The 23952-nt window shown below is 42.5% G+C and carries 26 protein-coding genes; 17 read left to right on the top strand and 9 right to left on the bottom strand.

The window, feature by feature from the left end; genetic code table 11:
* Window positions 1-33: 33 nt before the first annotated feature.
* The 12 genes from hfq (at window position 34) to rplI (ending at window position 11324) form a co-directional block, all read left to right on the top strand.
* Complete coding sequence (gene hfq, locus EL244_RS16565) at window positions 34-330, top strand: RNA chaperone Hfq (protein WP_006814562.1); 297 nt, start codon at window positions 34-36, stop codon at window positions 328-330.
* Window positions 331-421: 91 nt separating this feature from the next.
* Window positions 422-1702, top strand: coding sequence for a ribosome rescue GTPase HflX (hflX, locus tag EL244_RS16560; protein ID WP_126462378.1), 1281 nt, complete (start codon window positions 422-424; stop codon window positions 1700-1702).
* A gap of 171 nt (window positions 1703-1873) precedes the next feature.
* The gene (gene hflK / locus EL244_RS16555) at window positions 1874-3082 is read left to right on the top strand and encodes an FtsH protease activity modulator HflK (RefSeq protein ID WP_006814559.1); all 1209 of its coding nucleotides are present in this window, start codon (window positions 1874-1876) and stop codon (window positions 3080-3082) included.
* A 2-nt stretch (window positions 3083-3084) separates the two neighbouring features.
* Window positions 3085-4086 carry a protease modulator HflC gene (gene hflC / locus EL244_RS16550; RefSeq protein WP_006814558.1) on the top strand — a complete coding sequence of 334 codons (1002 nt, stop codon included), beginning with the start codon at window positions 3085-3087 and terminating at the stop codon, window positions 4084-4086.
* A gap of 285 nt (window positions 4087-4371) precedes the next feature.
* Complete coding sequence (locus EL244_RS16545) at window positions 4372-5673, top strand: adenylosuccinate synthase (RefSeq protein ID WP_006814556.1); 1302 nt, start codon at window positions 4372-4374, stop codon at window positions 5671-5673.
* Window positions 5674-5972: 299 nt separating this feature from the next.
* The gene (gene nsrR, locus EL244_RS16540; RefSeq protein WP_126462375.1) at window positions 5973-6395 is read left to right on the top strand and encodes a nitric oxide-sensing transcriptional repressor NsrR; all 423 of its coding nucleotides are present in this window, start codon (window positions 5973-5975) and stop codon (window positions 6393-6395) included.
* A 41-nt stretch (window positions 6396-6436) separates the two neighbouring features.
* Window positions 6437-8914 (top strand): ribonuclease R, encoded by a 2478-nt coding sequence (gene rnr / locus EL244_RS16535; protein WP_039854878.1) that lies wholly within the window; start codon window positions 6437-6439, stop codon window positions 8912-8914.
* Window positions 8915-8979: 65 nt separating this feature from the next.
* Window positions 8980-9717: a 23S rRNA (guanosine(2251)-2'-O)-methyltransferase RlmB gene (gene rlmB / locus EL244_RS16530; RefSeq protein WP_126462371.1), complete on the top strand. Its 738-nt coding sequence runs from the start codon at window positions 8980-8982 to the stop codon at window positions 9715-9717.
* 165 nt (window positions 9718-9882) lie between these two features.
* Window positions 9883-10278 (top strand): 30S ribosomal protein S6, encoded by a 396-nt coding sequence (gene rpsF / locus EL244_RS16525; RefSeq protein WP_006814552.1) that lies wholly within the window; start codon window positions 9883-9885, stop codon window positions 10276-10278.
* Between the two features lie 8 nt (window positions 10279-10286).
* Window positions 10287-10604, top strand: a complete 318-nt coding sequence (gene priB, locus EL244_RS16520) for a primosomal replication protein N (RefSeq protein WP_039854876.1) — start codon at window positions 10287-10289, stop codon at window positions 10602-10604.
* Window positions 10605-10608: 4 nt separating this feature from the next.
* On the top strand, window positions 10609-10836 hold the full coding sequence (rpsR, locus tag EL244_RS16515) for a 30S ribosomal protein S18 (protein WP_000135199.1): 228 nt from the start codon (window positions 10609-10611) through the stop codon (window positions 10834-10836).
* Window positions 10837-10874: 38 nt separating this feature from the next.
* Window positions 10875-11324, top strand: coding sequence for a 50S ribosomal protein L9 (gene rplI, locus EL244_RS16510; RefSeq protein WP_006814550.1), 450 nt, complete (start codon window positions 10875-10877; stop codon window positions 11322-11324).
* Window positions 11325-11418: 94 nt separating this feature from the next.
* Here rplI and EL244_RS16505 read toward each other — a convergent pair whose 3' ends face one another.
* Both EL244_RS16505 and EL244_RS16500 read right to left on the bottom strand, forming a co-directional pair.
* Window positions 11419-12195, bottom strand: coding sequence for a CDP-diacylglycerol diphosphatase (locus EL244_RS16505; protein WP_126462368.1), 777 nt, complete (start codon window positions 12193-12195; stop codon window positions 11419-11421).
* A gap of 156 nt (window positions 12196-12351) precedes the next feature.
* Window positions 12352-12963, bottom strand: coding sequence for a LysM-like peptidoglycan-binding domain-containing protein (locus tag EL244_RS16500; RefSeq protein ID WP_115164768.1), 612 nt, complete (start codon window positions 12961-12963; stop codon window positions 12352-12354).
* Window positions 12964-13169: 206 nt separating this feature from the next.
* Here EL244_RS16500 and EL244_RS16495 point away from each other — a divergent pair, with 206 nt between their 5' ends.
* Together EL244_RS16495 and cysQ are read left to right on the top strand one after the other, a co-directional pair.
* On the top strand, window positions 13170-13790 hold the full coding sequence (locus EL244_RS16495) for a BamJ family beta-barrel-assembly machinery protein (protein ID WP_039854993.1): 621 nt from the start codon (window positions 13170-13172) through the stop codon (window positions 13788-13790).
* 124 nt (window positions 13791-13914) lie between these two features.
* A complete protein-coding gene (cysQ, locus tag EL244_RS16490; RefSeq protein WP_126462365.1) occupies window positions 13915-14667 on the top strand; it encodes a 3'(2'),5'-bisphosphate nucleotidase CysQ in 753 nt (250 codons plus the stop codon).
* Window positions 14668-14696: 29 nt separating this feature from the next.
* On the opposite strand, the gene mqo is transcribed toward cysQ, so the two are convergent.
* The 4 genes from mqo to EL244_RS16470 all read right to left on the bottom strand — a co-directional run bounded on the left by mqo (window position 14697) and on the right by EL244_RS16470 (window position 18196).
* On the bottom strand, window positions 14697-16190 hold the full coding sequence (mqo, locus tag EL244_RS16485) for a malate dehydrogenase (quinone) (protein ID WP_006814545.1): 1494 nt from the start codon (window positions 16188-16190) through the stop codon (window positions 14697-14699).
* A gap of 9 nt (window positions 16191-16199) precedes the next feature.
* Window positions 16200-16589 carry a cupin domain-containing protein gene (locus tag EL244_RS16480; RefSeq protein ID WP_172459973.1) on the bottom strand — a complete coding sequence of 130 codons (390 nt, stop codon included), beginning with the start codon at window positions 16587-16589 and terminating at the stop codon, window positions 16200-16202.
* Between the two features lie 468 nt (window positions 16590-17057).
* Window positions 17058-17648, bottom strand: a complete 591-nt coding sequence (locus EL244_RS16475; protein ID WP_006814543.1) for an NUDIX hydrolase — start codon at window positions 17646-17648, stop codon at window positions 17058-17060.
* A gap of 137 nt (window positions 17649-17785) precedes the next feature.
* Window positions 17786-18196, bottom strand: coding sequence for a YgiW/YdeI family stress tolerance OB fold protein (locus EL244_RS16470; protein WP_006814542.1), 411 nt, complete (start codon window positions 18194-18196; stop codon window positions 17786-17788).
* 177 nt (window positions 18197-18373) lie between these two features.
* Between EL244_RS16470 and qseB the strand changes: the two genes are divergently transcribed.
* Window positions 18374-19033 carry a quorum sensing response regulator transcription factor QseB gene (qseB, locus tag EL244_RS16465; RefSeq protein ID WP_126462362.1) on the top strand — a complete coding sequence of 220 codons (660 nt, stop codon included), beginning with the start codon at window positions 18374-18376 and terminating at the stop codon, window positions 19031-19033.
* Window positions 19033-20385, top strand: a complete 1353-nt coding sequence (qseC, locus tag EL244_RS16460) for a quorum sensing histidine kinase QseC (RefSeq protein ID WP_126462359.1) — start codon at window positions 19033-19035, stop codon at window positions 20383-20385. The genes qseB and qseC overlap by 1 nt, the downstream gene beginning before the upstream one ends.
* A gap of 193 nt (window positions 20386-20578) precedes the next feature.
* On the opposite strand, the gene EL244_RS16455 is transcribed toward qseC, so the two are convergent.
* Complete coding sequence (locus tag EL244_RS16455) at window positions 20579-21142, bottom strand: YtfJ family protein (RefSeq protein WP_126462356.1); 564 nt, start codon at window positions 21140-21142, stop codon at window positions 20579-20581.
* Window positions 21143-21432: 290 nt separating this feature from the next.
* Here EL244_RS16455 and EL244_RS16450 point away from each other — a divergent pair, with 290 nt between their 5' ends.
* The gene (locus EL244_RS16450; RefSeq protein WP_039854865.1) at window positions 21433-21639 is read left to right on the top strand and encodes a DUF1107 domain-containing protein; all 207 of its coding nucleotides are present in this window, start codon (window positions 21433-21435) and stop codon (window positions 21637-21639) included.
* Window positions 21640-21729: 90 nt separating this feature from the next.
* Here EL244_RS16450 and paeA read toward each other — a convergent pair whose 3' ends face one another.
* The gene (gene paeA, locus EL244_RS16445) at window positions 21730-23088 is read right to left on the bottom strand and encodes a polyamine export protein PaeA (protein WP_126462353.1); all 1359 of its coding nucleotides are present in this window, start codon (window positions 23086-23088) and stop codon (window positions 21730-21732) included.
* A gap of 199 nt (window positions 23089-23287) precedes the next feature.
* Window positions 23288-23920, bottom strand: a complete 633-nt coding sequence (msrA, locus tag EL244_RS16440; RefSeq protein ID WP_126462351.1) for a peptide-methionine (S)-S-oxide reductase MsrA — start codon at window positions 23918-23920, stop codon at window positions 23288-23290.
* Window positions 23921-23952 lie beyond the last annotated feature (32 nt).

The following is a 23952-nucleotide window of genomic DNA, read 5'->3' as shown; positions in this document are numbered from 1 at the left end:
CATTTAAAAACAACAAAATAAGGAAAACATAGAATGGCTAAGGGGCAATCTTTGCAAGATCCGTTCCTGAACGCATTACGTCGTGAAAGGGTTCCGGTCTCTATTTATCTCGTTAATGGTATTAAATTACAGGGTCAAATCGAATCTTTTGACCAATTTGTTATTTTGCTGAAAAACACAGTTAGCCAGATGGTTTATAAACACGCTATCTCTACTGTTGTTCCGGCACGCCCTGTTTCTCATCATAGCGGTACAGGTACTGCTGGCGCAGGCAATAGCAACTACCATTCAGGTGGTGCTGCTGGGCAAGATGGCGAATCAGCTGAATAAGACTGTACGCTAAAAACAAGGAAAGCATGGGTAGGGAGACTATACCTGTGTTTTTCCTTTGCAATTATTATTGAGCCTAAGAGGTTACACCTTGTTTGATAGGTATGAAGGCGGTGAACTGGCTGTACTTGTTCATGTTTTTTTTGACCAAGAAAAAGACATTGATAATTTAGCAGAATTTGAGTCCCTAGTGACTTCTGCTGGGGTTAAACCCGTACAAATAGTAACTGGCAGCCGCAAGGCACCTCACCCAAAGTTTTTTGTTGGGGAAGGAAAAGCTGAAGAAATCGCTGAAGCAGTCGAGGCGAGTGGTGCAGATGTGGTGCTATTTAATCATACTCTTAGCCCTGCTCAAGAACGTAATCTTGAAAGGCTTTGCCAATGTAGGGTTATTGACCGTACAGGGGTGATTTTAGATATTTTTGCTCAACGTGCGCGTACGCATGAAGGTAAACTTCAAGTTGAATTAGCTCAACTACGGCATCTATCAACTCGCTTAGTGAGGGGATGGACGCACCTTGAGCGACAAAAAGGCGGGATTGGTTTACGCGGTCCCGGTGAAACTCAGCTTGAAACAGACCGTCGATTACTACGAGATAAAATCAAACAGATATTATCCCGCCTTGGACGAGTCGAAAAACAGCGTGAGCAGGGACGTCAATCAAGAAATAAAGCGGATATTCCGACAGTTTCTTTGGTTGGCTATACCAACGCCGGTAAATCCAGTTTATTTAACAGGATGACGTCGGCAGATGTTTATGCTGCGGATCAACTGTTTGCCACACTGGACCCGACATTACGTCGTATTGATGTTAATGATGTCGGCACTGTAGTTCTGGCAGATACGGTAGGTTTTATTCGCCATCTCCCCCACGACTTGGTTGCAGCATTTAAAGCAACCCTGCAAGAAACTCGTGAAGCAACTTTATTGCTCCATGTGATTGATGCAGCAGATAATCGTTTGGATGAAAATATTCAGGCGGTTGAAAGTGTGTTGGAAGAGATTGAAGCGAATGAAATACCGACACTTTTAGTGATGAACAAAGTTGATATGCTGGAAGATTTTGTCCCGCGTATCGACAGAGATGAGGATAACAAGCCTGCTCGTGTCTGGGTTTCAGCGCAAACAGGTGAAGGTATCCCTTTGTTGCTTCAAGCATTGACGGAACGCCTTTCAGGTGAAATCGCACATTTTGAATTGCGTTTACCACCCAATGAAGGCCGTTTGCGGAGCCGTTTTTATCAACTTCAATCCATAGAACGTGAGTGGCAAGAAGAGGACGGTACCATCGGTCTTGAGGTGCGTATGCCAATGGTGGATTGGCGACGTTTATGTAAGCAAGAGCAACAATTACCTGATTATGTTGTTTAAAGACGATGTTACTTCAGTTTTTATACTGGCGTAATCGCAACATAGTTAGGCAATGGAATTGATATTAAGAGCCAATATGCTCGACTTAATTCACGATCCCAAGTGGTTGACTGAAGAAAGCGAATTTTGCTCTTAGCCCTAAAAATCAATCATAAAGAATGGAGCTAAAACATGGCGTGGAATCAGCCCGGTAATGACGGACAAGACCGCGATCCGTGGGGAAGCGGCAATAAAGGCGGCAACTCTGGCGGGAATAAAGGCAGTCGGAAACCTGGGTCTTATGATCTCGACGATCTCTTTCGTAAAATAGGCAGCAAGCTCGGCGGTGGCGGTAAAAAAGGCGGTGGTGAAGGCGATACTAAACAACCATCTCAATTTAGCGGTCGCCTAGGAATGTTAGCCGTTGCTGCAATCGTTGTTGTATGGGCCGGATCTGGCTTCTATACCATTAAAGAAAGTGACCGTGGCGTAGTGTTACGTTTTGGTGAGTACAATGGTATTGTCGGACCTGGTTTGAACTGGAAGCCAACTTTTATTGATAACGTGGTTCCAGTCAACGTTGAAACAGTTCGCGAACAAGCAACTAATGGCATGATGTTAACGTCAGATGAAAACGTGATCCGCGTTGAAATGAACGTACAATATCGTGTTACAGACCCTGCTCAATATCTATTTAGCGTGACGAATCCGGATAATAGTTTACGTCAAGCTCTGGATAGCGCAGTGCGTGGTGTTATTGGTCAATCAGCCATGGAGCAAGTATTGACTACGAATCGAGCCTTTATCCGTGATGTTACACAGAAAGAGCTAGAAGCGACGATTGCACCATACAAAATGGGTATCACATTACTCGATGTCAACTTCCAAGCGGCTCGTCCGCCTGAAGATGTAAAAGCGGCATTTGATGACGTAATTTCGGCAAGGGAAGAAGAACAGAAAACTATTCGTCAAGCGCATGCTTATCGAAATGAAGTTCTGCCATTGGCGAAAGGTAATGCTCAGAAGATGATTGAAGAAGCTGAGGCTTATAAAGCGAGTGTGGTCTTCAAAGCAGAGGGTGAGGTCGCAAGTTTTGCGAAAATGTTACCTGAATACCGTGCTGCACCAGAGATTACTCGTGAGCGTCTGTACATTGAAACGATGGAGCGCGTGTTAGCAAATACACGTAAAGTTATTGCGAATGATAAGAGCAACAGCATGTTAGTGCTGCCACTTGATCAAATCATGCGTGGAACGAATGGCAACACAGCCACTGCTCCAAAAACAAATCAGTCAGCAAGAATGACGAACCCAACGGAAAGTACATCTTCTACGGGTACAGCACCCGCTCAGCCAGATAATGCTGTGCGCGGTGATGCAGTTAGAGTAGGGAGACAATAATCATGCGTAAGTCTTTAATCTTTATTGTTATTGCTGTTTTGGCAGTTGCCTACGCATCTATCTTTATTGTTCCTCAAACTGATCGCGGTATTGTTTTACGTTTTGGTAAGGTTTTGCGTGATTCTGAAAATAAACCGATCATTTATGAGCCGGGTCTACATTTTAAAGTTCCATTTATTGAAACAGTAAAAATGCTAGATGCACGTATTCAGACATTAGAAATTCAAGCTGACCGTTACCTGACTAGCGAAAACAAAGACTTAATGGTGGATTCATACCTGAAATGGCGTGTTACGGACTTCAGCCGCTACTATGTAGCGACAGGCGGCGGTAACCCATTCCAAGCAGAAACACTATTAAAGCGTAAGTTTAGTGACCGTTTACGTTCTGAGTTTGGTCGTTTAAGCGTGAAAGACATCATTACCGATTCTCGTGGTCGTTTAACGGTAGATGTTCGTGATGCACTGAACAAAGGTACGGCAACCGACGAAGCAACAAAAGATGCAGATGCTGCAATTGCAGATGCTGCGGCTCGGGTTGAGCAAGAAACAAACTTGAAGCCACTGGTTGTTAATGCGAACAGTATGGCGGCATTAGGTATCGAAGTGGTCGACGTACGTATTAAACGTATTGAATTACCAAACGAAGTTTCTGAGGCAATTTATGCGCGTATGCGTGCAGAGCGTGAAGCAGTTGCTCGTCAGCATCGTTCTCAAGGTCAAGAAGAAGCAACGAAAATTCGTGCGGTTGCAGATAAAACAGTAACGGAAACTTTAGCAGAATCTGAGCGTACTGCGCTGACTCTGCGAGGTGAAGGCGATGCAATGGCAACTAAATTGTTTGCTGACGCATTTAACCAAGATCCTGAGTTCTATGCCTTTATCCGTAGCTTACGTGCTTATGAGCAGAGCTTCAAAAGTGGTGACGACGTAATGGTACTTAGCCCAGACACTGACTTCTTCCGCTTTATGAAGGCGCCAACTAAGTTGCGTGCACCAGATTAATCAACAGCCAACTTAAGTTACGTGCAACGAGCTTAAATTACTGTTAATCTAATAAAGAAAAGCCCGCTTCGGTGGGCTTTTTTTCGCCTGTCGTTTCAAGTGTCGGATTTTTCAGGGAAAATTGCAGCTGCTCAGGTTGATGAAATTCATTTTGAGTTTACGACAGAAATAAAACTACCATTTTACTTGCTTTCTAGAAAAAAATTTTTGCAATGCCAAAATATCACTGGAACAGTTCATTTTTGATGGTAGAATTCATTTTTAAGCAACCGAGTGTATTTCGAAATGGGTAAGAACGTTGTCGTACTGGGCACCCAATGGGGTGACGAAGGGAAGGGCAAGATCGTTGACTTGCTGACAGAACGAGCTAAATATGTAGTTCGTTATCAGGGCGGCCATAATGCTGGCCATACTCTTGTTGTAAACGGTGAAAAAACCGTTCTCCACTTAATTCCATCCGGTATTCTTCGTGAAAATGTCATCAGCATTATCGCTAATGGTGTAGTTCTTGCGCCTGATGCTTTAATGAAAGAGATGAAAGAATTGGAAGACCGTGGTGTTCCTGTTCGTGAACGCTTACGTATTTCTGAAGCATGCCCACTGATCCTGCCTTATCACATCGCATTAGATAATGCGCGTGAGAAAGCGCGTGGTGCGAAAGCTATCGGAACAACCGGTCGTGGTATTGGTCCTGCTTATGAAGATAAAGTTGCTCGTCGCGGTCTGCGTGTTGGTGACTTATTCGATAAAGCGACTTTTGCTGAAAAATTAAAAGAAATCATCGAATACCATAACTTCCAACTGGTTAACTATTACAAAGAACCTGCGGTTGATTACCAAAAAACCTTAGATTACGTGATGTCAGTTGCAGACCTTCTGACTAGCATGGTAATTGATGTTTCTGATTTGCTCTATAAAGCGCATCAGAAGAATGAATTAGTTATGTTTGAAGGTGCACAAGGCACATTATTAGATATCGACCACGGTACCTATCCGTATGTGACGTCTTCAAATACCACTGCGGGTGGCGTGGCAACAGGTTCTGGCTTAGGTCCTCGCTATGTAAACTACGTTCTGGGCATCATCAAAGCGTATTCTACACGTGTTGGCGCGGGTCCATTCCCAACTGAACTGTTTGACGAAATCGGCGAATTCCTGCGAGAGAAAGGTCAAGAGTTTGGCGCAACCACCGGTCGTAAACGTCGTACTGGCTGGTTAGATATTGTTGCGATTAATCGTGCAGTACAAATCAACTCCTTGTCAGGTTTTTGCTTAACTAAACTGGATGTTTTAGATGGTTTAGAAGAAGTTAAAATCTGTGTAGGTTACCGTCGCCCAGATGGCAAAGTATTAGAAACTACGCCATTAGCTGCTGATGAGTGGGTTGGTTTAGAGCCTGTTTACGAAAGCATGCCTGGTTGGAGTGAAACAACTTTCGGCGTTAAAGAAAGAGCACTGTTACCGCAAGCGGCTTTAGATTATATCCAACGTATCGAAGAGCTGACGGGTATTCCAGTTGATATTATCTCAACCGGTCCAGACCGTTCAGAAACCATGATCCTGCGTGATCCATTTGACGTTGAGTAATCGCATTGACAGCGCTCATTAGGGCGCTGTTTTTTTATCACCCCTTTTTTCCTTCCATTGAATTCGTTTTTGATAAAAAGTCAAAACTTCCACATAATATCTTTAGTACACTGAACATTCCGTGCCATAGGATACATCTTTATAGGTAGGGATAGGCTAGACTGCAACTAAGGTTATATACTGTGAAAGTTATTCAAAATAATAGCTTTGTTGTTAGATACTCAAAACAAGAAAGATAACTAAGATGGTTAATAGGCATTTAACAACATACTGTAACGCCAAAAATATTTGAGGTGACTGTGCAGCTGACAAGTTTTACTGATTACGGGTTACGCGCCCTAATTTATCTAGCAGCCCTTGATGAAGGGAAAATGACGAGCATCACAGAAGTTACTGACGTGTATGGTGTTTCTCGTAATCACATGGTTAAGATAATTAATCAGCTTAGTCACCTTGGCTATATTAAAGCCGTTCGCGGCAAAAATGGCGGCATATCGCTAGGTCAACCAGCAGAATCAATTCGGATAGGGGACGTCGTGAGAGCGTTAGAACCCTTGACCCTTGTTAATTGTAGTGGTGAATTTTGTCATATTACACCCGCTTGCCGCCTGAAAGGTGCGCTGAATAAAGCAATACAGCAGTTTCTACAAGAACTTGATCAATATACGCTGGCGGACATGGTAAAAGATAATAGCCCGCTGTATCAATTACTGCTCGATTAATGTCTCAGTAATTTATCACTCTGACGACAATGGAGGTAACAATGTCAAACGATCCTTTTCAGGAAAGAGAAGCAGAAAAATACGAGTCGCCAATCCCTAGTAGAGAATTTATTTTAGATCTCTTATCTAAACGCAGCGCTCCTGCTAATCGTGAAGAAATTGCTCAGTTATTAAATCTCTCTACTGAAGATGAATTAGAAGCATTGCGCCGTCGCTTACGTGCGATGGAACGTGATGGTCAACTAGTATTCACTCGCCGCAAATGTTATGCATTACCAGAGCGCCTTGATCTCCTCAAGGGTAAAGTAATCGGCCACCGTGATGGTTATGGTTTCTTACGCGTTGAAGGTAAAAAAGAAGATTATTACTTATCTCAAGATGAGATGAAGCGTGCTTTACACGGCGATATTATTCTCGCTCAGCCATACGGACAAGACCGCAAAGGCCGCACTGAAGTGCGTGTTGTTCGTGTATTAGAGCCTCGTAATAACCAAATTGTTGGTCGCTATTTTATCGAAGCCGGTATGGGATTTGTTGTCCCTGACGATAGTCGCCTGAGCTTTGATATTTTGATTCCAAAAGACCAAACTTGTGGTGCCCGTATGGGTAACGTGGTGGTGGTTGAATTAGTGACTAGACCACAGCGTCGATCTCAAGCAGTCGGTAACGTTATTGAAGTGTTGGGCGAAACTATGGGCACGGGCATGGCGGTTGAAATCGCGCTACGCACCCATGAAATTCCTCACTCTTGGCCGCCACAAGTGACAAAGCAAGTTGCAGATTTAAGCGAACAAGTTCCAGAGTCAGCGAAAAAAGGACGAGTAGATTTACGTGACTTACCTTTAGTGACTATCGATGGCGAAGATGCTCGTGACTTTGATGATGCCGTATACTGCTCACCTAAAAAAGGCGGCGGTTGGCGTTTATGGGTTGCGATTGCGGACGTCAGCTACTATGTTCGTCCACAAACTGCGTTGGATACTGAAGCGCGTAGCCGTGGTAACTCCGTATACTTCCCATCCCAAGTGGTACCGATGCTACCGGAAGTTCTGTCTAACGGATTGTGTTCATTGAACCCAGGTGTTGACCGTCTGTGTATGGTTTGTGAAATGACGGTATCTGCAACAGGTAAGCTTTCATCGTATAAATTCTACGAAGCGGTGATGAGCTCCCATGCACGTCTGACTTACACCAAAGTGTGGAAAATCATCCAAGGTGATGAAGAGCTACGTGAACATTATAAAGAGCTTGTTCCGCACATCGAGCACTTGCACCAATTATACAAAGCATTAGATTCAGCCCGTATTGAACGCGGCGCGATTTCCTTTGAATCGGAAGAAGCGAAGTTTATTTTTAATGCGGAGCGTCGAATTGAACGTATTGAGCCCGTTGAGCGTAATGATGCACATAAATTGATTGAAGAGTGCATGATTTTAGCTAATATTGCGGCGGCTCGATTTGTGGAAAAAAATGAAGAGCCTGCGTTATATCGTGTGCATGATCGCCCTAAAGAAGAGAGCGTAATGAATTTGCGCTCGGTATTCAGCGAGTTAGGTTTAACTCTGCCGGGTGGTATGAAACCAGAGCCGAAAGATTATGCGCAAGTAATGAACGAAGTTGCTGAACGCCCAGATCATGAGTTACTCCAAACCATGATTTTACGTTCAATGAAGCAGGCAATTTACGATCCTGAAAACCGAGGTCACTTTGGTTTAGGACTGAAATCCTACGCACACTTTACGTCGCCAATTCGTCGTTACCCAGACTTATCCTTGCACCGCGGTATTAAATACCTATTAGCCAAAGAACATGGTCATGGGGATAAACGCTGGACGGAAACGGGTGGCTGGCATTCCGACATAGAGAGCATGCTTCAGTTAGGTGAACACTGTTCATTGACAGAGCGCCGTGCAGATGAAGCTACCCGTGACGTAGCAGATTGGTTAAAATGCGACTTTATGCAAGACCAAGTGGGGCAAGTGTTCACAGGCTTGATTACCAGCGTCACTGGATTTGGTTTCTTTGTCCGTCTGAATGATCTGTTTATTGATGGTTTAGTGCATATCTCCACCCTTGATAATGACTATTATCGCTATGATGCTGTAGGCCAGCGCTTGATTGGTGAGTCATCTAGCACCACTTATCGCCTTGGTGACGAAGTGGAAATCCGTGTAGAAGCGGTACATATGGATGAACGCACCATTGATTTCGCGTTAATTTCGACAACACGTAAAGCGAAAAATCCGGGTAAAACTTCGCGCGACAAGATGAAGTCAGAAGTTAAAAATGCAACACGTCCAGCCCGTCGAAAAGGGGATGTGCGCAAAGAGAAAAACTTTGAGCCTGATTCTGCGTTCCGTCGTTCAGAGAAAAAAGGCAAAAAAGAGGCCCAATCTGATGCTAAGCCTGATGCAAAAGGAAAGAGCAAAAGTAAAAAGCCTTCAGACAAGACCCGAAAAATCAGTGCCAAATTAAAGGCAAAACGTGTTGCCAAAAAATCCCAAAATCAAGAGGGATAACCACGTTTTAATGAAATAAGGTGGTGAGTTATCACCACCTCTACACTCCAACATAAAAGATATTTATGAGCGAAATTATTTACGGCATTCACGCAGTGAAAGCCCTGCTTGAGAATTCACCTCAACGAATTAAAGAAGTTTACATTTTAAAAGGTCGTGAAGATCGCCGCCTAATGCCAATCGTTCATGAAATTGAAGCGCAGGGTATTGTGGTACAAGTGGCAAATCGCCAGTGGATGGATGCACAGACTGAAGGTGCAGTACACCAAGGTATTATTGCGAATGTCTTACCGGGCAAGCAATACCAAGAAGGTGACTTACCTGATTTATTGGAAAGTACCGAATCTCCGTTCTTACTCGTTTTGGATGGCGTCACCGACCCTCACAACTTAGGGGCATGTTTACGTAGCGCAGATGCTGCTGGCGTGAATGCGGTGATTGTACCGAAAGATAAATCTGCACAGTTAAATGCCACAGTGAAGAAAGTTGCTTGCGGGGCAGCGGAAAATATTCCTTTAATTCGCGTGACTAACTTGGCAAGAACATTACGCTTGCTGCAAGAATATAATGTGTGGATCGTGGGAACAGCAGGCGAAGCAGATCATACTCTGTATCAAAGCAAACTTTCCGGACCTATTGCATTAGTGATGGGCGCTGAAGGGGAAGGTATGCGCCGTTTGACTCGCGAACACTGCGATGAACTGATCAGTATTCCAATGGCTGGCTCAGTCTCCTCCTTGAATGTCTCTGTTGCGACGGGTGTTTGCCTGTTCGAAGCCGTGCGCCAGCGTACCGTAAAATAAGCCCCAAAATAATTTTTGCTTAATTTGTCCCCATCCCTTGAGTTTTTTCTCTGGGATGGGTATAGTTACGCGTCAATTTTTTAGCCGCACTCAATAAGTTCCTTGCCTCCGCGGGCCGCGGTTAACCCAGACAGGAGGCTAATAATCCGTAAGGAGCAACTACTAATGCGTCATTACGAAATCGTTTTTATGGTCCATCCTGACCAAAGCGAACAGGTTCCGGGCATGATCGAGCGTTACAGTGCAGTTATCACTAATGCACAAGGTCAGATCCACCGTCTGGAAGACTGGGGCCGTCGTCAACTGGCTTACCCAATCAACAAACTGCACAAAGCTCACTATGTTCTGTTGAACGTAGAAGCTCCACAGGAAGCGATTGATGAGCTGGAAACTAACTTCCGCTTCAACGATGCCGTTATCCGCAGCATGGTTATGCGCTTAAAACACGCAGTAACAGAAGCTTCTCCAATGGTTAAAGCTAAAGACGAACGTCGCGGCCGTGACCTTTCTGATGATTATCAGGATGAAGAAGTAGAAGAAGCTGGGGATTCTGAAGAGTAATTACTCAGGTGACCGCTAATCGTTTGGTGCTGACAGGCACAGTCTGTAAAGCATTGACTCGAAAAGTGAGTCCGTCCGGCATTCCTCATTGCCAGTTTGTTTTGGAACATCGTTCCCAGCAACAGGAAGCAGGATTGTCAAGGCAAGCATGGTGCAGAATGCCCGTAATTGCTAGTGGACAAGCCTTAGAAACCCATACTCACAGTATAACGGTCGGCAGTCTGATTACTGTTACAGGCTTCATCAGTACCCATCAAGGGCGCAATGGAGTCAGTAAATTAGTCTTACATGCCGAGCAGATTGATTTGATAGATTCTGGAGACTAGCCATATGGCACGTTATTTCCGTCGTCGCAAGTTCTGCCGTTTCACAGCGGAAGGCGTTCAAGAGATCGACTATAAAGATATCGCAACGCTGAAAAACTATATCACTGAAAGTGGTAAAATTGTACCAAGCCGTATCACCGGTACTCGTGCAAAATATCAACGCCAGCTCGCTCGTGCTATCAAGCGCGCTCGCTACCTGTCTCTGTTACCATACACTGATCGTCATCAGTAATTGGTACAGTCCATTAACGACTAATAGAGGATAAGGTAATGCAAGTTATTCTGCTTGATAAAGTAGCTAACCTAGGTAGCCTGGGTGATCAGGTTAACGTTAAATCGGGCTACGCTCGTAACTTCTTAGTTCCACAGGGTAAAGCTGTTCCTGCAACTAAGAAAAACATCGAATTCTTTGAAGCTCGCCGCGCTGAATTGGAAGCTAAATTAGCTGACGTTCTGGCAGCAGCACAGGCTCGTGCAGCAGCTGTTACTGCTCTGGGTTCTGTTACTCTGGCTTCTAAAGCTGGTGACGAAGGTAAACTGTTCGGTTCAATCGGTACTCGTGACATCGCTGATGCAATTACTGCAGCTGGCGTTAAAGTTGCGAAAAGCGAAGTTCGCCTGCCAAATGGCGTTCTGCGTACTACTGGTGATCACGAAGTTCACTTCCAGTTACACAGTGATGTTTTCGCAGAGCTGAACGTTATCATCGTTGCTGAGTAATCAATAATGATGGTAGTTGCCACTGTTAATTCGGTGGCACAATAAAAAAACACCGACATGTTCGGTGTTTTTTTATATCTAACAATGTCCGAACTTAATGATTAGCCTGACATTGATAATCCAATAATTCCCCCGCACTGCCTAAATTGAATTGCCAGATATTGATCCGATTGGCGAGTAGAACCATGGAGCCATCCTGTAACTTAGCAACTGCGAGTCCATAATTTCCCATTTCATCGTCATGTTCTTTGACATACAAATTCAATTGCTTAAATGGATTTTCTTGTTGGAGATTTGATGTCCCCAATTTTTTAACCCAATATTCGTGCCCTTCCAACGGAGTAGGGAAAGCCGACCACTCTGAGGTAATAGCATTCGTATGCTGATTGAGCTGTTGAATTACCTGTGGCTTCAAACACGAAATATGGATATGCAGCTGATCTTGAGAACGACCATATTGAGAATTGATTGCGAGTGCTAATTTATCATCACTTATTGGGGATTGACCCGTTGGGCTGACACTTTCTCTTTCATTCCATGCCAGTGCGAAATAGTCTGGGCTAGTTTCAGTGAGTAACAGTGGTGATTCAATGCCAGAAACTTTATCTGTGGGGATCACTAAATTATGTACTGGACCTTGTTTATCTTTAAAAAGTACATAGCGATTTTCTAAGTCGACTTTGGTGCAGGATGGATTTTGTTGTTCAGTTCCTTTTAGTGGAACACACTGCTGGCTAACAATATTCCAAAGTGTATCTGAATGGTATTTTATCCAAGATATATAGCCAATTGCGCCGACTATGATGAGTAATAGACCGACTAAAATCAGTTTTACTATTTTGTTTTTGCAGGTTTTTTTATTGTTTTCCATAAGCTCTATGATTTCTCTTAATAGTGAATAACAGAATAATTATAGAGTTTTATTGTTTATTGCGAGGTATTAAATAGCGATTCGGACAAACTTTTGTCTGGAGATTAACGTTAAGGTGGTAGATGACCGCTCATAAACCACCTTAAATAGATAAAACTATGGGGTTCGATAGTAGGTTCCGTCACTTAATCGCGCAAAACTGTAGGTTTTACCGTTTTGTGTGGTGATTTCTAAGAGTTGTACTTCACCTTTTCCATTGGCTTTTAATCGAAGTTTTTGTCCTTGCTGCAAATTACTGAGTGGTTTTTCAGCACCTTCAACTCGCGCCATGATAAAAGCATCATTGGCTTGCAAATTGTTATCACGAAATAGCTGTGCCAGCGTTTTACCTTTTTGTATCTGATAATTTTGCCATTCATTGGCTGATGGGCGAGCAGGTTTAGGTTCCGTTGGCTGTGCAGTTGGTGGTGGCGTCACTGAAGGTTGAACAACCGGCTGAGTTGGCTCTGCGGGTTGTTGAATAATATCTGGCACCACGGGCTGTGTTGGTGGCTGACCTTCAGGGATAGCTGGGATGGGTTGCTCCGGAGGCGTGATGATCGGCTCTGGAATGACTTGAGGTTCCATAGGCGGTGGAATAACAATTGGCTGGCTTTGCCCATTATTATTCGCAGGAGGTTTATCGCCTTCAGGCCAAAAGGCTGCGGCAATAATGATGAGCGCTAAAATAGCAATCCCATAGCGATGAAATGCGGATAGTCTAAACATTACTCCTCCTTGATGAGGAACGATTAAATGTACAGTCTTTGTACGCATACTAGCATTATTTATCACAATATTAATAAGCAGATAGCGATTTTCGGAGAACACTGAACAATTTAAGCAGTTTTATCTCAATGTTCTATGGTTTAGGTTTACCCATCTAAAAGGGGCTGCTATCCTTATTTTTTCTCAAAAATGATATGGGTATCCTCATGGCAAACCAAAACTTTGATTCAGTAGAAGCTCAAGCGAGCTATGGCATTGGTCTACAAATTGGGCAGCAGTTATTAGAATCAGGACTGGAAGGTTTAGTACCAGAAGCGATCTTAGCGGGTCTGACTGATTCTTTAGAAGGCAATATGCCATCTGTACCTGTTGAAGCGCTGCATAAAGCACTGCGTGAAATGCATGAGCGTGCAGACGTTGTACGCCAAGAAAACCAAAAAGTGATGGCTGCTGAAGGTCAAAAGTTCTTAGATGAAAACCAAAAGAAAGACGGTGTTTCTACCACTGAATCTGGTTTGCAATTCTCTGTAATTAACCAAGGTGAAGGCGCGATCCCAACTCGTTCTGATCGTGTTCGCGTTCATTATACTGGCCGCCTAATCGACGGTACTGTATTTGATAGCTCAGTACAGCGTGGACAACCCGCTGAGTTCCCTGTAAGCGGTGTGATCCCAGGTTGGATCGAAGCATTAACTCTGATGCCAGTAGGTTCTAAATGGGAATTATATATTCCTCATGAGCTAGCTTATGGTGAGCGCGGTGCAGGAGCATCAATTCCACCATTCAGCACCTTAGTTTTTGAAGTTGAGTTACTGGAAATTTTATAATTTCTCACTCGCTTGATCGCTGATTGACATGCCTCATTGGGAAAACGCCTAATGAGGCATTTTTTATGGCGTAAATATTCCGCCCTTGTTACTCTGGATTAACTTGATAAAAAAGGGAAATGAGATGCTACAGAAGGTATGTAAGTTAGCCCGAGAAGCGGGCGACGCAATTATGGCTATCTACAATGGGCACGCACCATTACAGGTTGAACATAAATCGGATGATTCCCCCGTCACTGCAGCAGACATTGCAGCCCATAAGATCATCACAGCAGGTTTAAATCTTATCTCCCCTGATATCCCTCAACTTTCAGAAGAAGACCCGCCAGAATGGACGACAAGACAAAATTGGCAGCGTTATTGGTTGATTGACCCACTGGATGGCACCAAAGAATTTATTAATCGTAATGGGGATTTTACGGTCAATATTGCGTTGATCGAAAATGGTGTTCCGGTGATGGGCGTGGTTTATGCTCCCGCCAAGGGGCTTCTGTATTACGCGCAAGGGGATCAAGCGTGGAAAGAAGAGAATGGACATCATCATGCTATTCATGTGAAATCAAAAAATCCACCGGTGGTCGTGATCAGCCGTTCACACCAAGATCCTGAACTGATGGCGTATTTATCGCAGATTAAACAACATAAGACTGCAGAAATTGGCTCATCGCTAAAATTCTGTTTAGTGGCTGAAGGAATGGCGCAGCTTTACCCTCGGTTTGGGCCGACTAACATTTGGGATACGGCGGCTGGGCATGCGGTAGCATTAGGCGCAGGAGCTAAAGTCATAGATTGGAACGGAAACACGTTGGATTACACTCCCCGTGAATCCTTCTTGAATCCCGGTTTTGTGTGCTCATTATGTGAAAATGTCGGGTAAATAAGATTACCCGACAAACAAATAGCCGATTAATTATCCAGCTGTAACACTTTTGCTGTTGCGGTACGAATATCTAAACAGGCTTTTGCGTCTTGTTTTAAATCGATTCCATAGGTTGGAATGATCTCTTTCAAGCGGGCTTTCCAACCATCAGATTCGAGTTGATCATCGAAGCAGGTTTTCAAGATATTCAACGCGATAAAGGCAGCTGTTGATGCACCAGGAGATGCGCCCATCAAGACAGTAAAGGATTTATCTGCACTGGTGATTAGCTCAGTACCAAATTCCAGAACGCCTTTCTTCACAGGGTCAGGTTTGATGATTTGTACTCGTTGACCTGCGACCACTTCTTTCCAATCTTCACGCTGGGCATCTGGGTAGAATTTTTGCAGCATAGAGAATTGATGAGCAGAAGTTTGCAGCACTTGCCCAACTAAATATTCCGCCAGAGACCAGTCATCTTTAGCGATTTCTAACATCGGCTCAATATTGTTCAGTCTGATGGAGTCAAACAGATCCAGATAAGAACCGTGTTTTAGAAACTTACTGGAAAAACCGGCATATGGGCCAAACAATAAGGAACGTTTTCCGCCAATAATGCGGGTATCTAAGTGAGGGACAGACATGGGTGGAGAACCTTTATCTGCTTTGCCGTACACTTTTGCATGATGGCGTGCAGCAATTTGTTCATCATCGCAGCGCAACCAAATTCCACTGACTGGGAATCCACCGTAGCCTTTACCTTCAGGAATTTCGGATTTTTGCAGTAATTCAATCGCTCGACCACCAGCCCCGACAAACACAAATTTTGCGGATGTGATGGTTTTTTCGTGAGTCACGAGATTTTTAATTTCGATATTCCAACGCCCATCAGGAGTCTGCGTCACATCAATAACTTCATGTTTATAGTGAATTGAGAAACCACTTTGCTCACTGAGCTGCGCCATTAACAAGTGAGTTAATGCACCATAATCCACATCAGCACCTGTAACAACACGGGTTACTGCGATTTTTTCATCAGGATCACGACCTTCAACAACTAATGGTGCCCACTCATCAATCTGCTTCAGGTCATCACTGTATTCCATATTGTGGTAGCAGTGATGGGCTGACATTTGACGGAAACGTTGCTGCAAAAATTTAATATTATCGGCACCAGAAACAAAACTCATGTGCGGGCAAGGGTGGATAAAATCCCGTGGATTTTTAATTTTTCCCTTAGTGACTAAGTATGACCATAATTGGCGAGATAGGTCGAACTCGGTATTAACTTCCAGCGCTTTACTAATATCTACCGTGCCATCTGGGTTTGGTGGGGTATAGTTCATTTCGCAGTTGGCAGCATGCCCTGTTCCTGCGTTATTCCACGGATGAGAGCTTTCTTGTGCGCAATCGTTAAGTCTTTCAAATACAGCAATATTTAAATTAGGTTCAAGTTCTTTTAGAAAGGTACCGAGTGTTGCACTCATGATCCCTGCCCCAATTAGGGCAACATCAATATTTTCTGCAATGGGTTTAGTCATGGAAAATACCTATTTTTTAGTCGGAGTGAAGCACAAGTCTGTGCCTTCTTGATACACCACATATGCACGGCGCCATGGATCATCACCAATCAATCGCCATTTATGTCCTGTGCCCGTGTTATCTTGTGCAAGTAAAATGTCGCCTGGATTAATAATAAATTTAGAACCGTCTTTGGTTTCAAATTCTAAAGTGCCGCTGAGGGTGATGACATAGCGAGGAACGGGATCTTTATGCCAATCCCAAGAACCACCCGAAACTGTTTCACGAAAGGTAAGTTCTTTAACACCAATGATAGGGCTTTGATCATCACCGCGAGCAACGCTATTGAGCTCGACGGTACCTTCTTCAAACAGAGAATTACCATCTTCACCTGTCCACATACGAATACAACGTATCATCTTATTAACTCCTCAATTAAGAATAATATGGCTTAATCATTAAGATAATTTTCAATGCTTCGATTTCTGAAATACATAATTGAAATTATTAAAATCAGAGATAGAAAGATGCCTTTAAATCTAAAGTTTTTTATTCGGTAGGTCAAAATTATTATTTAAATTCGTCGCCAACAATTATTTATAAATAATTTATTTTGATAAATTATTCTTTACCGATGGCTTTATTTTGATGATGGATTACGCTTCATTCGCGTTGTAAATCAATATATTGATAGATAGTACTTTATTTTTAGTTTAATCTTTATTTCATACTTTTGTTTATCTAGTTATGATGCTCGTTAATTGATAATGTAATAAATTGTAATTTGATAAAAATAAATTTTATAGGATATGAATAACAGTCCGAAAATTTCTTTTTATGATGATTTAATGTGGGCGAAATAAGATAATTTCACCCACTAAATGCAATTAGGGATTTATGTTTAAAATTCCACTAATAGCGAGATGTTGGATGAGCATAATGGTTTTTCCATCCACAATATCTCCGCTTTTTATGGCGTTGAAAGCATCAGGAAACGACCATTCCATGACTTCGATATCTTCACCTTCATCAGCGAGTCCACCACCTTCACTGTGACGGTCTTTATCACTGTATTCGGCGATATAAAAATGGAGTTTTTCAGTCACCGAACCGGGGCTCATAAACGCTTCGAATACCTTTTCAATATTATTAATTTGGTATCCAGTTTCCTCTTCGGCTTCAGCAATAATTCTGGCTTCGGGTGATGCTCCTTCCAATAAACCTGCAGCGGCTTCAACCAACAATTGTTGGTACCCAGCGACATACATTGGCATTCTAAATTGGCGAATAAGAATAATGCTATTTTTCACTTTGTTATATAACAAGATAACGGCACCATCGCCTCGGTCGTAAACCTCTCGAGATTGTTGCTGCCAGCTACCATCATGCCTTTGTAGCTCATAGGTATATTTTTTGAGAATGTACCAATTATCGGAAAGTAATTTCTCACTGATATTTCGAACTTGGGGCTGTTTCATGAATAAGTGTTATAGAAAGAGGAAAGGTGGAGTTAATTTAACACTATAAATGGAAAGGGAAAATAGTCAGAAAATGCGCAAAAAATAATAAAAGCCAGCAGGCTTTGAATTCTGCTGGCTTTTTGAGGTGACGATGATTATTTAATAATATTGATTTGTTTTACTTCAACTTTTTTAGAGTTCCAGTCTTTATCAATTTCACCACGAATTTCGACTTTATCTTTTGGCGTTACGTTCAAACCATTCCAACGTTTGTCACTGATTTCAATGGTCATAGTGCCAGTGCCATCGGTAAATTCATAATGCTTACGGTCTAATTGCTTAACAATATTACCGCGTAAGATTACCCAGCTGTCATCAGCCATATCAAGGGCTTTTGCGACGGTTGTTTCACTGACATTTGGACCTGAAAAACCACCCGCTTGAGTTTGTGTGGTTTGTGCTGTGTTATTTTTAATGTCACTTGGGCCTGAGAAACCGCCAGTAGCAGCAAAAACAGGGGCGGTAGCGAGGGCAGCAACTAAAGTAATCAAAGGTAGCTTTTTCATATTTTATTTCTCCGTTAGGAACCTGATATTTGGTTTACGGGATGTATTTAATCAAGAAAATCTTAACAGAATCTTAAGAACTCAAATAAAAAATATATATTTTGTATTTACACGATCGTAGCTGGTCATGGCTCATTTTATAGGATAAATATAACAATATTCGAGGGGGAGGTAACAATGCGCATTCTTTTAGTGGAAGATGATCGATTAATTGGTGATGGTTTAAAAGTGGGATTAACACAACTGGGTTTCACGATGGATTGGTTTATGGATGGCAAGCAAGGGCAGCAAGCCTTATTTGATGCACCTTATGATGCCGTTATTCTCGACCTTTCTCTTCCGAATATCGATGGAATGGATATTTTAAAATATTGGCGTAAAGAAGGTCGTGATGAGCCAGTATTGATTTTAACTGCTCGAGATGCACTGGATCAGCGAGTTCAAGGATTACAGCAAGGTGCGGATGATTATCTGTGTAAACCCTTTGCCTTAATGGAAGTTGCTGCTCGTTTGCAGGCGCTCATTCGTCGGCGCAGTGGGCAGTTATCTCCAACCTTAATTCATGGGGATGTGGAAATGGATCCACAGGCAATGACAGTGACTTGCCAAGGAAAGCCAGTACAACTCAAAGGGAAAGAGCTAGCCTTATTGTCACTGTTTTTACACAATCCCAAAAAAATATTGTCCCGTAGTCTAATTGAAGAAAAGCTTTATAACTGGGATGAGGAAGTATCGAGTAACTCGGTTGAAGTTCATATCCATCATCTTAGACGTAAATTGGGCGCTAAATTTATTCAAACTGTTCATGGTGTTGGCTATAGGCTAGGGGATGCGTGATGAAAACATTTAGCTTGAGATTAAAACTCACGTTGATGTTACTTCTTTTATCGTTAATGACATGGGGTATTGCCAGCTCCCTTGCGTGGTATCAAACTTATAAAACGATTAATGAATTGTTTGATACTCAGCAAATGGTATTTGCAAAGCGTCTATCCGTGCTGCATTCAGATTTGGACTCCCCAGAAACTTCATTGAGTAAAACTAAAAAATTGCTACGCAAAAATCGCGGTAGCCAAGATGATGATGCATTAGCATTTGCGATTTTTAATCCTAGTGGAGAAATGCTGCTCAATGATGGGGACAATGGGCGAAAAATTGCTTTCCAATTTGAGCGAGAAGGTTTTGCTGAAGGCAATCTCAAGGGAAGTAATGACCGTTGGCGCTTTGTCTGGTTAAAGTCCGTTGATGGACAACATATTATTGCAGTGGGACAAGAGTGGGAATATCGACAAGATATGGCAACCAGCATTATGGTGGCGCAGTTTGTGCCTTGGATGGTTGCTTTACCGATTATGTTGATTGTTTTTTTATGGCTATTAACTCGTGCATTGAAACCATTAAAAGATGTTGCCCGACAATTACGCTTGCGTAAGCCAAATGAATTAGGTGCGGTGATGGTACCCGCTATACCCAATGAAGCGAAACCGATCCTTGACTCCTTAAATGGTTTGTTTGAAAAAATAAACCAGATGTTTTTACGTGAGAGACAATTTACATCGGATGCGGCACATGAATTACGTAGCCCTTTAGCGGCATTGAAAGTTCAAGCTGAAGTAGTACAAATCGCGGGTAATGATCCTGCCATTCGAGAGCATGCTGTGGCGAATCTTTCAGAAGGGATTGATCGCGCAACACGGCTGGTAGATCAATTACTCACACTGTCACGCTTAGAATCGTCCAATCAGTTAGAGGATCTCAGTGATGTTTCTTGGGGAGAGCTAATTGAAATTGCTGTGAGGGATATCGCTTCAGAGGCGCAAGCCAATCAGGTCACCATTGATATTACAATTACTGATGAGCCCCCCGTATTTAAAGGGCAGCAATTACTGTTATGCGTGCTTTTGAGGAATTTACTCCATAATGCGATTCGATATGGCAAACAACCTGGTCGAATCGAAGTCAACTTGCATCGTGACTATTTAGAAGTGAAGGATGATGGTTTTGGCGTGACTCCCGAGGTGTTAAGTCGTTTAGGGGAGCGCTTCTATCGCCCACCAGGGCAAGAAAAAACAGGCAGTGGTTTAGGGTTATCGATCGCGAAACGAATTGCTCAATTGCATCATTTATCGTTGGCTTTTGAAAATGTTCAAGAGGGTGGTTTTAGGGTGTTAATTAGTTGGAGTGCATAAAACAACCTGATTTATGCAAAATCTTGATTAAGACGCTGGTAGCATAATTAGCTGAAATGTAATCGTAATAAGATATTATTTCTCTAAAGCATTCTCGATACTTACCGGTATATCTTAAGAAGCTTCTGTGCGCCGACTCATTTTGTGCACAGAAGCATTTCAATATTAACGGAATGACTTCCCTCAAGCTTACCTATTGTTTTTCTAATTCAGCCACTAATACACTAATCGCTTTATTAATTTCTTGAGGTGTTAGAGCACCATCCTTATAAAACAGCACATTACCCTGTTTATTTAAAATAATAATTGCTGAGCTTTCTGGCGCTAAACCCCATGCATTTTTTACTAAGCCATCGGCATCGACAATAAACTGTGAGTATGGGAACTCTTTTTTACTGTCTTCAACGCTATTTTTGACAAATACACCAGTACCGAAAATGGCGTCGTCTGTGTTGATGATGCTGGTGGTTTGATATCTATCGTGGGGAAGTTTTGCTTGCTTAATGGCTTCAATGAGTGGGGCATTCAGCTCCTTAGCGGAAGAACGACCTGCAATATGTTGAATAGTACGAACTTTGCCTATCAACTGTTGGCTACGCCACGGTTGGTAGACAAATTTTCCTGCATTATTGATAACTAATTCCCCTTTATCTGAGACAGAAACGGCGGGGACGGGTTGATTTAATTGAATATTAATTGCAAGTGCGGTTGAAGATAACCCAAGTAAACAGGCTAATAGAATAAATTTTCTTATCATAGGGATGCCTTTAGAGGTCGTTTTGTCATTATTGGTGTATGAGTGTTTTTTGCACGGATAGTTATAGCATAGCTCATCGGATGAGTTGCAAGCTAAAAATTAACATTTTTGTAAAATTCAGCATAAATATAATGTCTATTAATGATTATGCAGCGAGTTTACAGTGTCATCTTATGTCAGTTTTTTGAATAAATTTGCAATGTTAGAACCAAAACGAAATTTTCTAGTCTATGATTACTGAGCGATATGTCGCACTCAATATCGTCGGAACAAAATGGAGAGAAGTTCTAATGAAAATTTTTAAGCATTACAACCCATCGAAAATTGCTCTTTATGTGAAAACACTATTCAGCGGTAGGCTCTATATTAAGGATTTTGGAGCTTTCGAATTTAATAATGGGAAGATTTTGCCACCGAAAATCGGTGATAAGACTCACTATAGCGTAATGAATGAAGTCAATAAGCAAGTGGTATTATTGAGGACTGAGTTGGGATAAAAGGCAATTAGCGTGTTTTAGATATCGCTAATTACCTTAAAGAATAACAACGCCACACTAGGTGGCGTGTTCATAGAAACGGCTTCGCGATTAATGAGAGTTTTTAGTCTGTGATTTAGCGTCAGCCGTTTCATTACTTCCGGCTTGAACAACAACCGGCGATGGCGTTGCAGTAATCCGAGTGACTAACAGCTGGTCAATTTTGTAGTTATCAATATCGACCACTTCAAATTTATAACCTGCATATTTCACATAATCGGTGCGTTTTGGCATCTTTCTCAAGCGATACATCATAAAGCCAGCGATGGTTTCATAGTTACTAAAATCAGGAAATTCATCGATATCCAAAGTCCGTTGAACATCTTCAATCGGGGTTCCGCCATCAACCAGCCAAGAGTTTTCATCACGGGCAACAATTTGCTCTTCTTGCCCTGGACCTATCAAGTCACCCATCAACGTGATCATGACGTCATTAATGGTAATAATCCCCATAACGAGCGCATATTCATTAAGAACTACGGCGAAATCTACCCCATTATTTTTAAAGGCTTCTAAGGTATCCGATAACGAAAGTGTATCTGGAACCATTAAGGTATTCTGAATATGTACACCTTCACGCAAGCTTAGGCTTTGCCCATTCAGTACGCGATTCAGGAGCTCTTTAGAATCGACATAGCCGATAATGTGGTCAATATCACCTGAGCAGACTAAGAATTTAGAATGTGGTTGGGTTGAAATTTTATGCTTAATGCTCTCTTCAGACTCGTCCCTATCAAAATAGATGATACTTTCACGTGCCGTCATTGCTGAGGGGACTGTACGTGATTCGAGTTCAAAGACATTTTCAATTAATTCGTGTTCTTGTTTACGTAAAACACCCGCGACAGCACCGGCTTCAACGACCGCAAAAATATCGTCAGAAGTAATGTCTTCATTACGCGCGATAGGCAGCTTAAATATTTTAAAAATTAAGGTGGATAAGCCATTAAAGAACCAAACTAATGGGCTGAGAACGACTAAGCAAAAGCGCATTGGGTTCACAATACGAATAGCGATAGCTTCGGGCTTAACCATGCCAATACGTTTGGGTGTGAGGTCTGCGACTAAGATAAATAAGCTGGTCACAATGATAAATGACAAAATAGAGGCAAACTGCTGAGCCCAATAAGGGGAGAGAAAGTTGATGAAAAATTGTTGCAGTGCAGGGGAAAAAGCAGACTCACCCACAATACCCGCTAAAATAGCAACCGCGTTTAAACCAATTTGTACCACGGTAAAGAACCTGCCCGGCATTTCTTGTAATTTTAGAACGCGAGCGGCGTTAATATTGCCTTCGTCGGCCATCAGTTTCAGTTTGATGCGACGAGATGCTGCCAATGAAATTTCTGACAACGAAAAAAATGCGCTAATTGCACATAATAAAAGTACGATTAATAAACTGTTTAGCATAAATTATCCAATCCTCTAGGGGGCGAATGTTGTATTCAGAATTTCCTAAAGGCAACGTAATGAATATTCCAATTTGATAAGTTTTGGTAGGTATCTTGTTTAGTATAGCACCAGCTTTGTTCATTCGTCACCATTCGAGCTATCGGTGCTTAGGGATAGCTCGAATTTATGAGAGATTGTATTTAGGGCGAAAACAGTGTCAAGCTGGGGGTAGACAAATACCAATACCACCTAACCCACAGTAACCATTGGGGTTTTTGTAGAGATATTGTTGGTGATAGTCTTCAGCAAAATAAAACATCTCGATAGGCTGAATTTCAGTAGTGATCAAACGATGATCGCCCTGTGCCGCCATCGCACGTTGATAAGCATCACGAGTTTCAACAGCAAGTTGGAACTGTTCGTCAGTCGTTGTGTAAATCCCCGAACGGTATTGTGTTCCCATATCGTTACCTTGACGCATGCCTTGGGCGGGGTCATGATTTTCCCAAAATAGCGCCAATAACTGGGATAAACTGATAACCGCCGGGTCGAATACCACTCGAACGGCTTCAGTATGGCCCGTTAACCCCGAACACACTTCTTCATACGTTGGGTTTGGTGTACTTCCAGCGCAATAGCCTGCTGAAGTGGAATATACCCCTGATTGCTGCCAGAATAGTCGCTCCACTCCCCAGAAACAGCCCATCGCAAAATAGAGGGTTTCCATATTCTTAGGAGTAATCTCAATCGAATGATGGTTCACTGCATGGTAAGGTGACACCGCCATAGTCGATTGTCGACCGGGTAGGGTCTGTGGCGTATTAACGGACTGAAATTGATTAAAAGACATAGCGATTCCTAAATACAGTGAATATAGAAATA

The sequence above is a fragment of the Providencia rustigianii genome, from assembly GCF_900637755.1.
In the GTDB taxonomy this organism is placed as follows: Bacteria; Pseudomonadota; Gammaproteobacteria; order Enterobacterales; family Enterobacteriaceae; genus Providencia; species Providencia rustigianii.
This window is presented reverse-complemented; position numbering and strand designations above follow the sequence as displayed.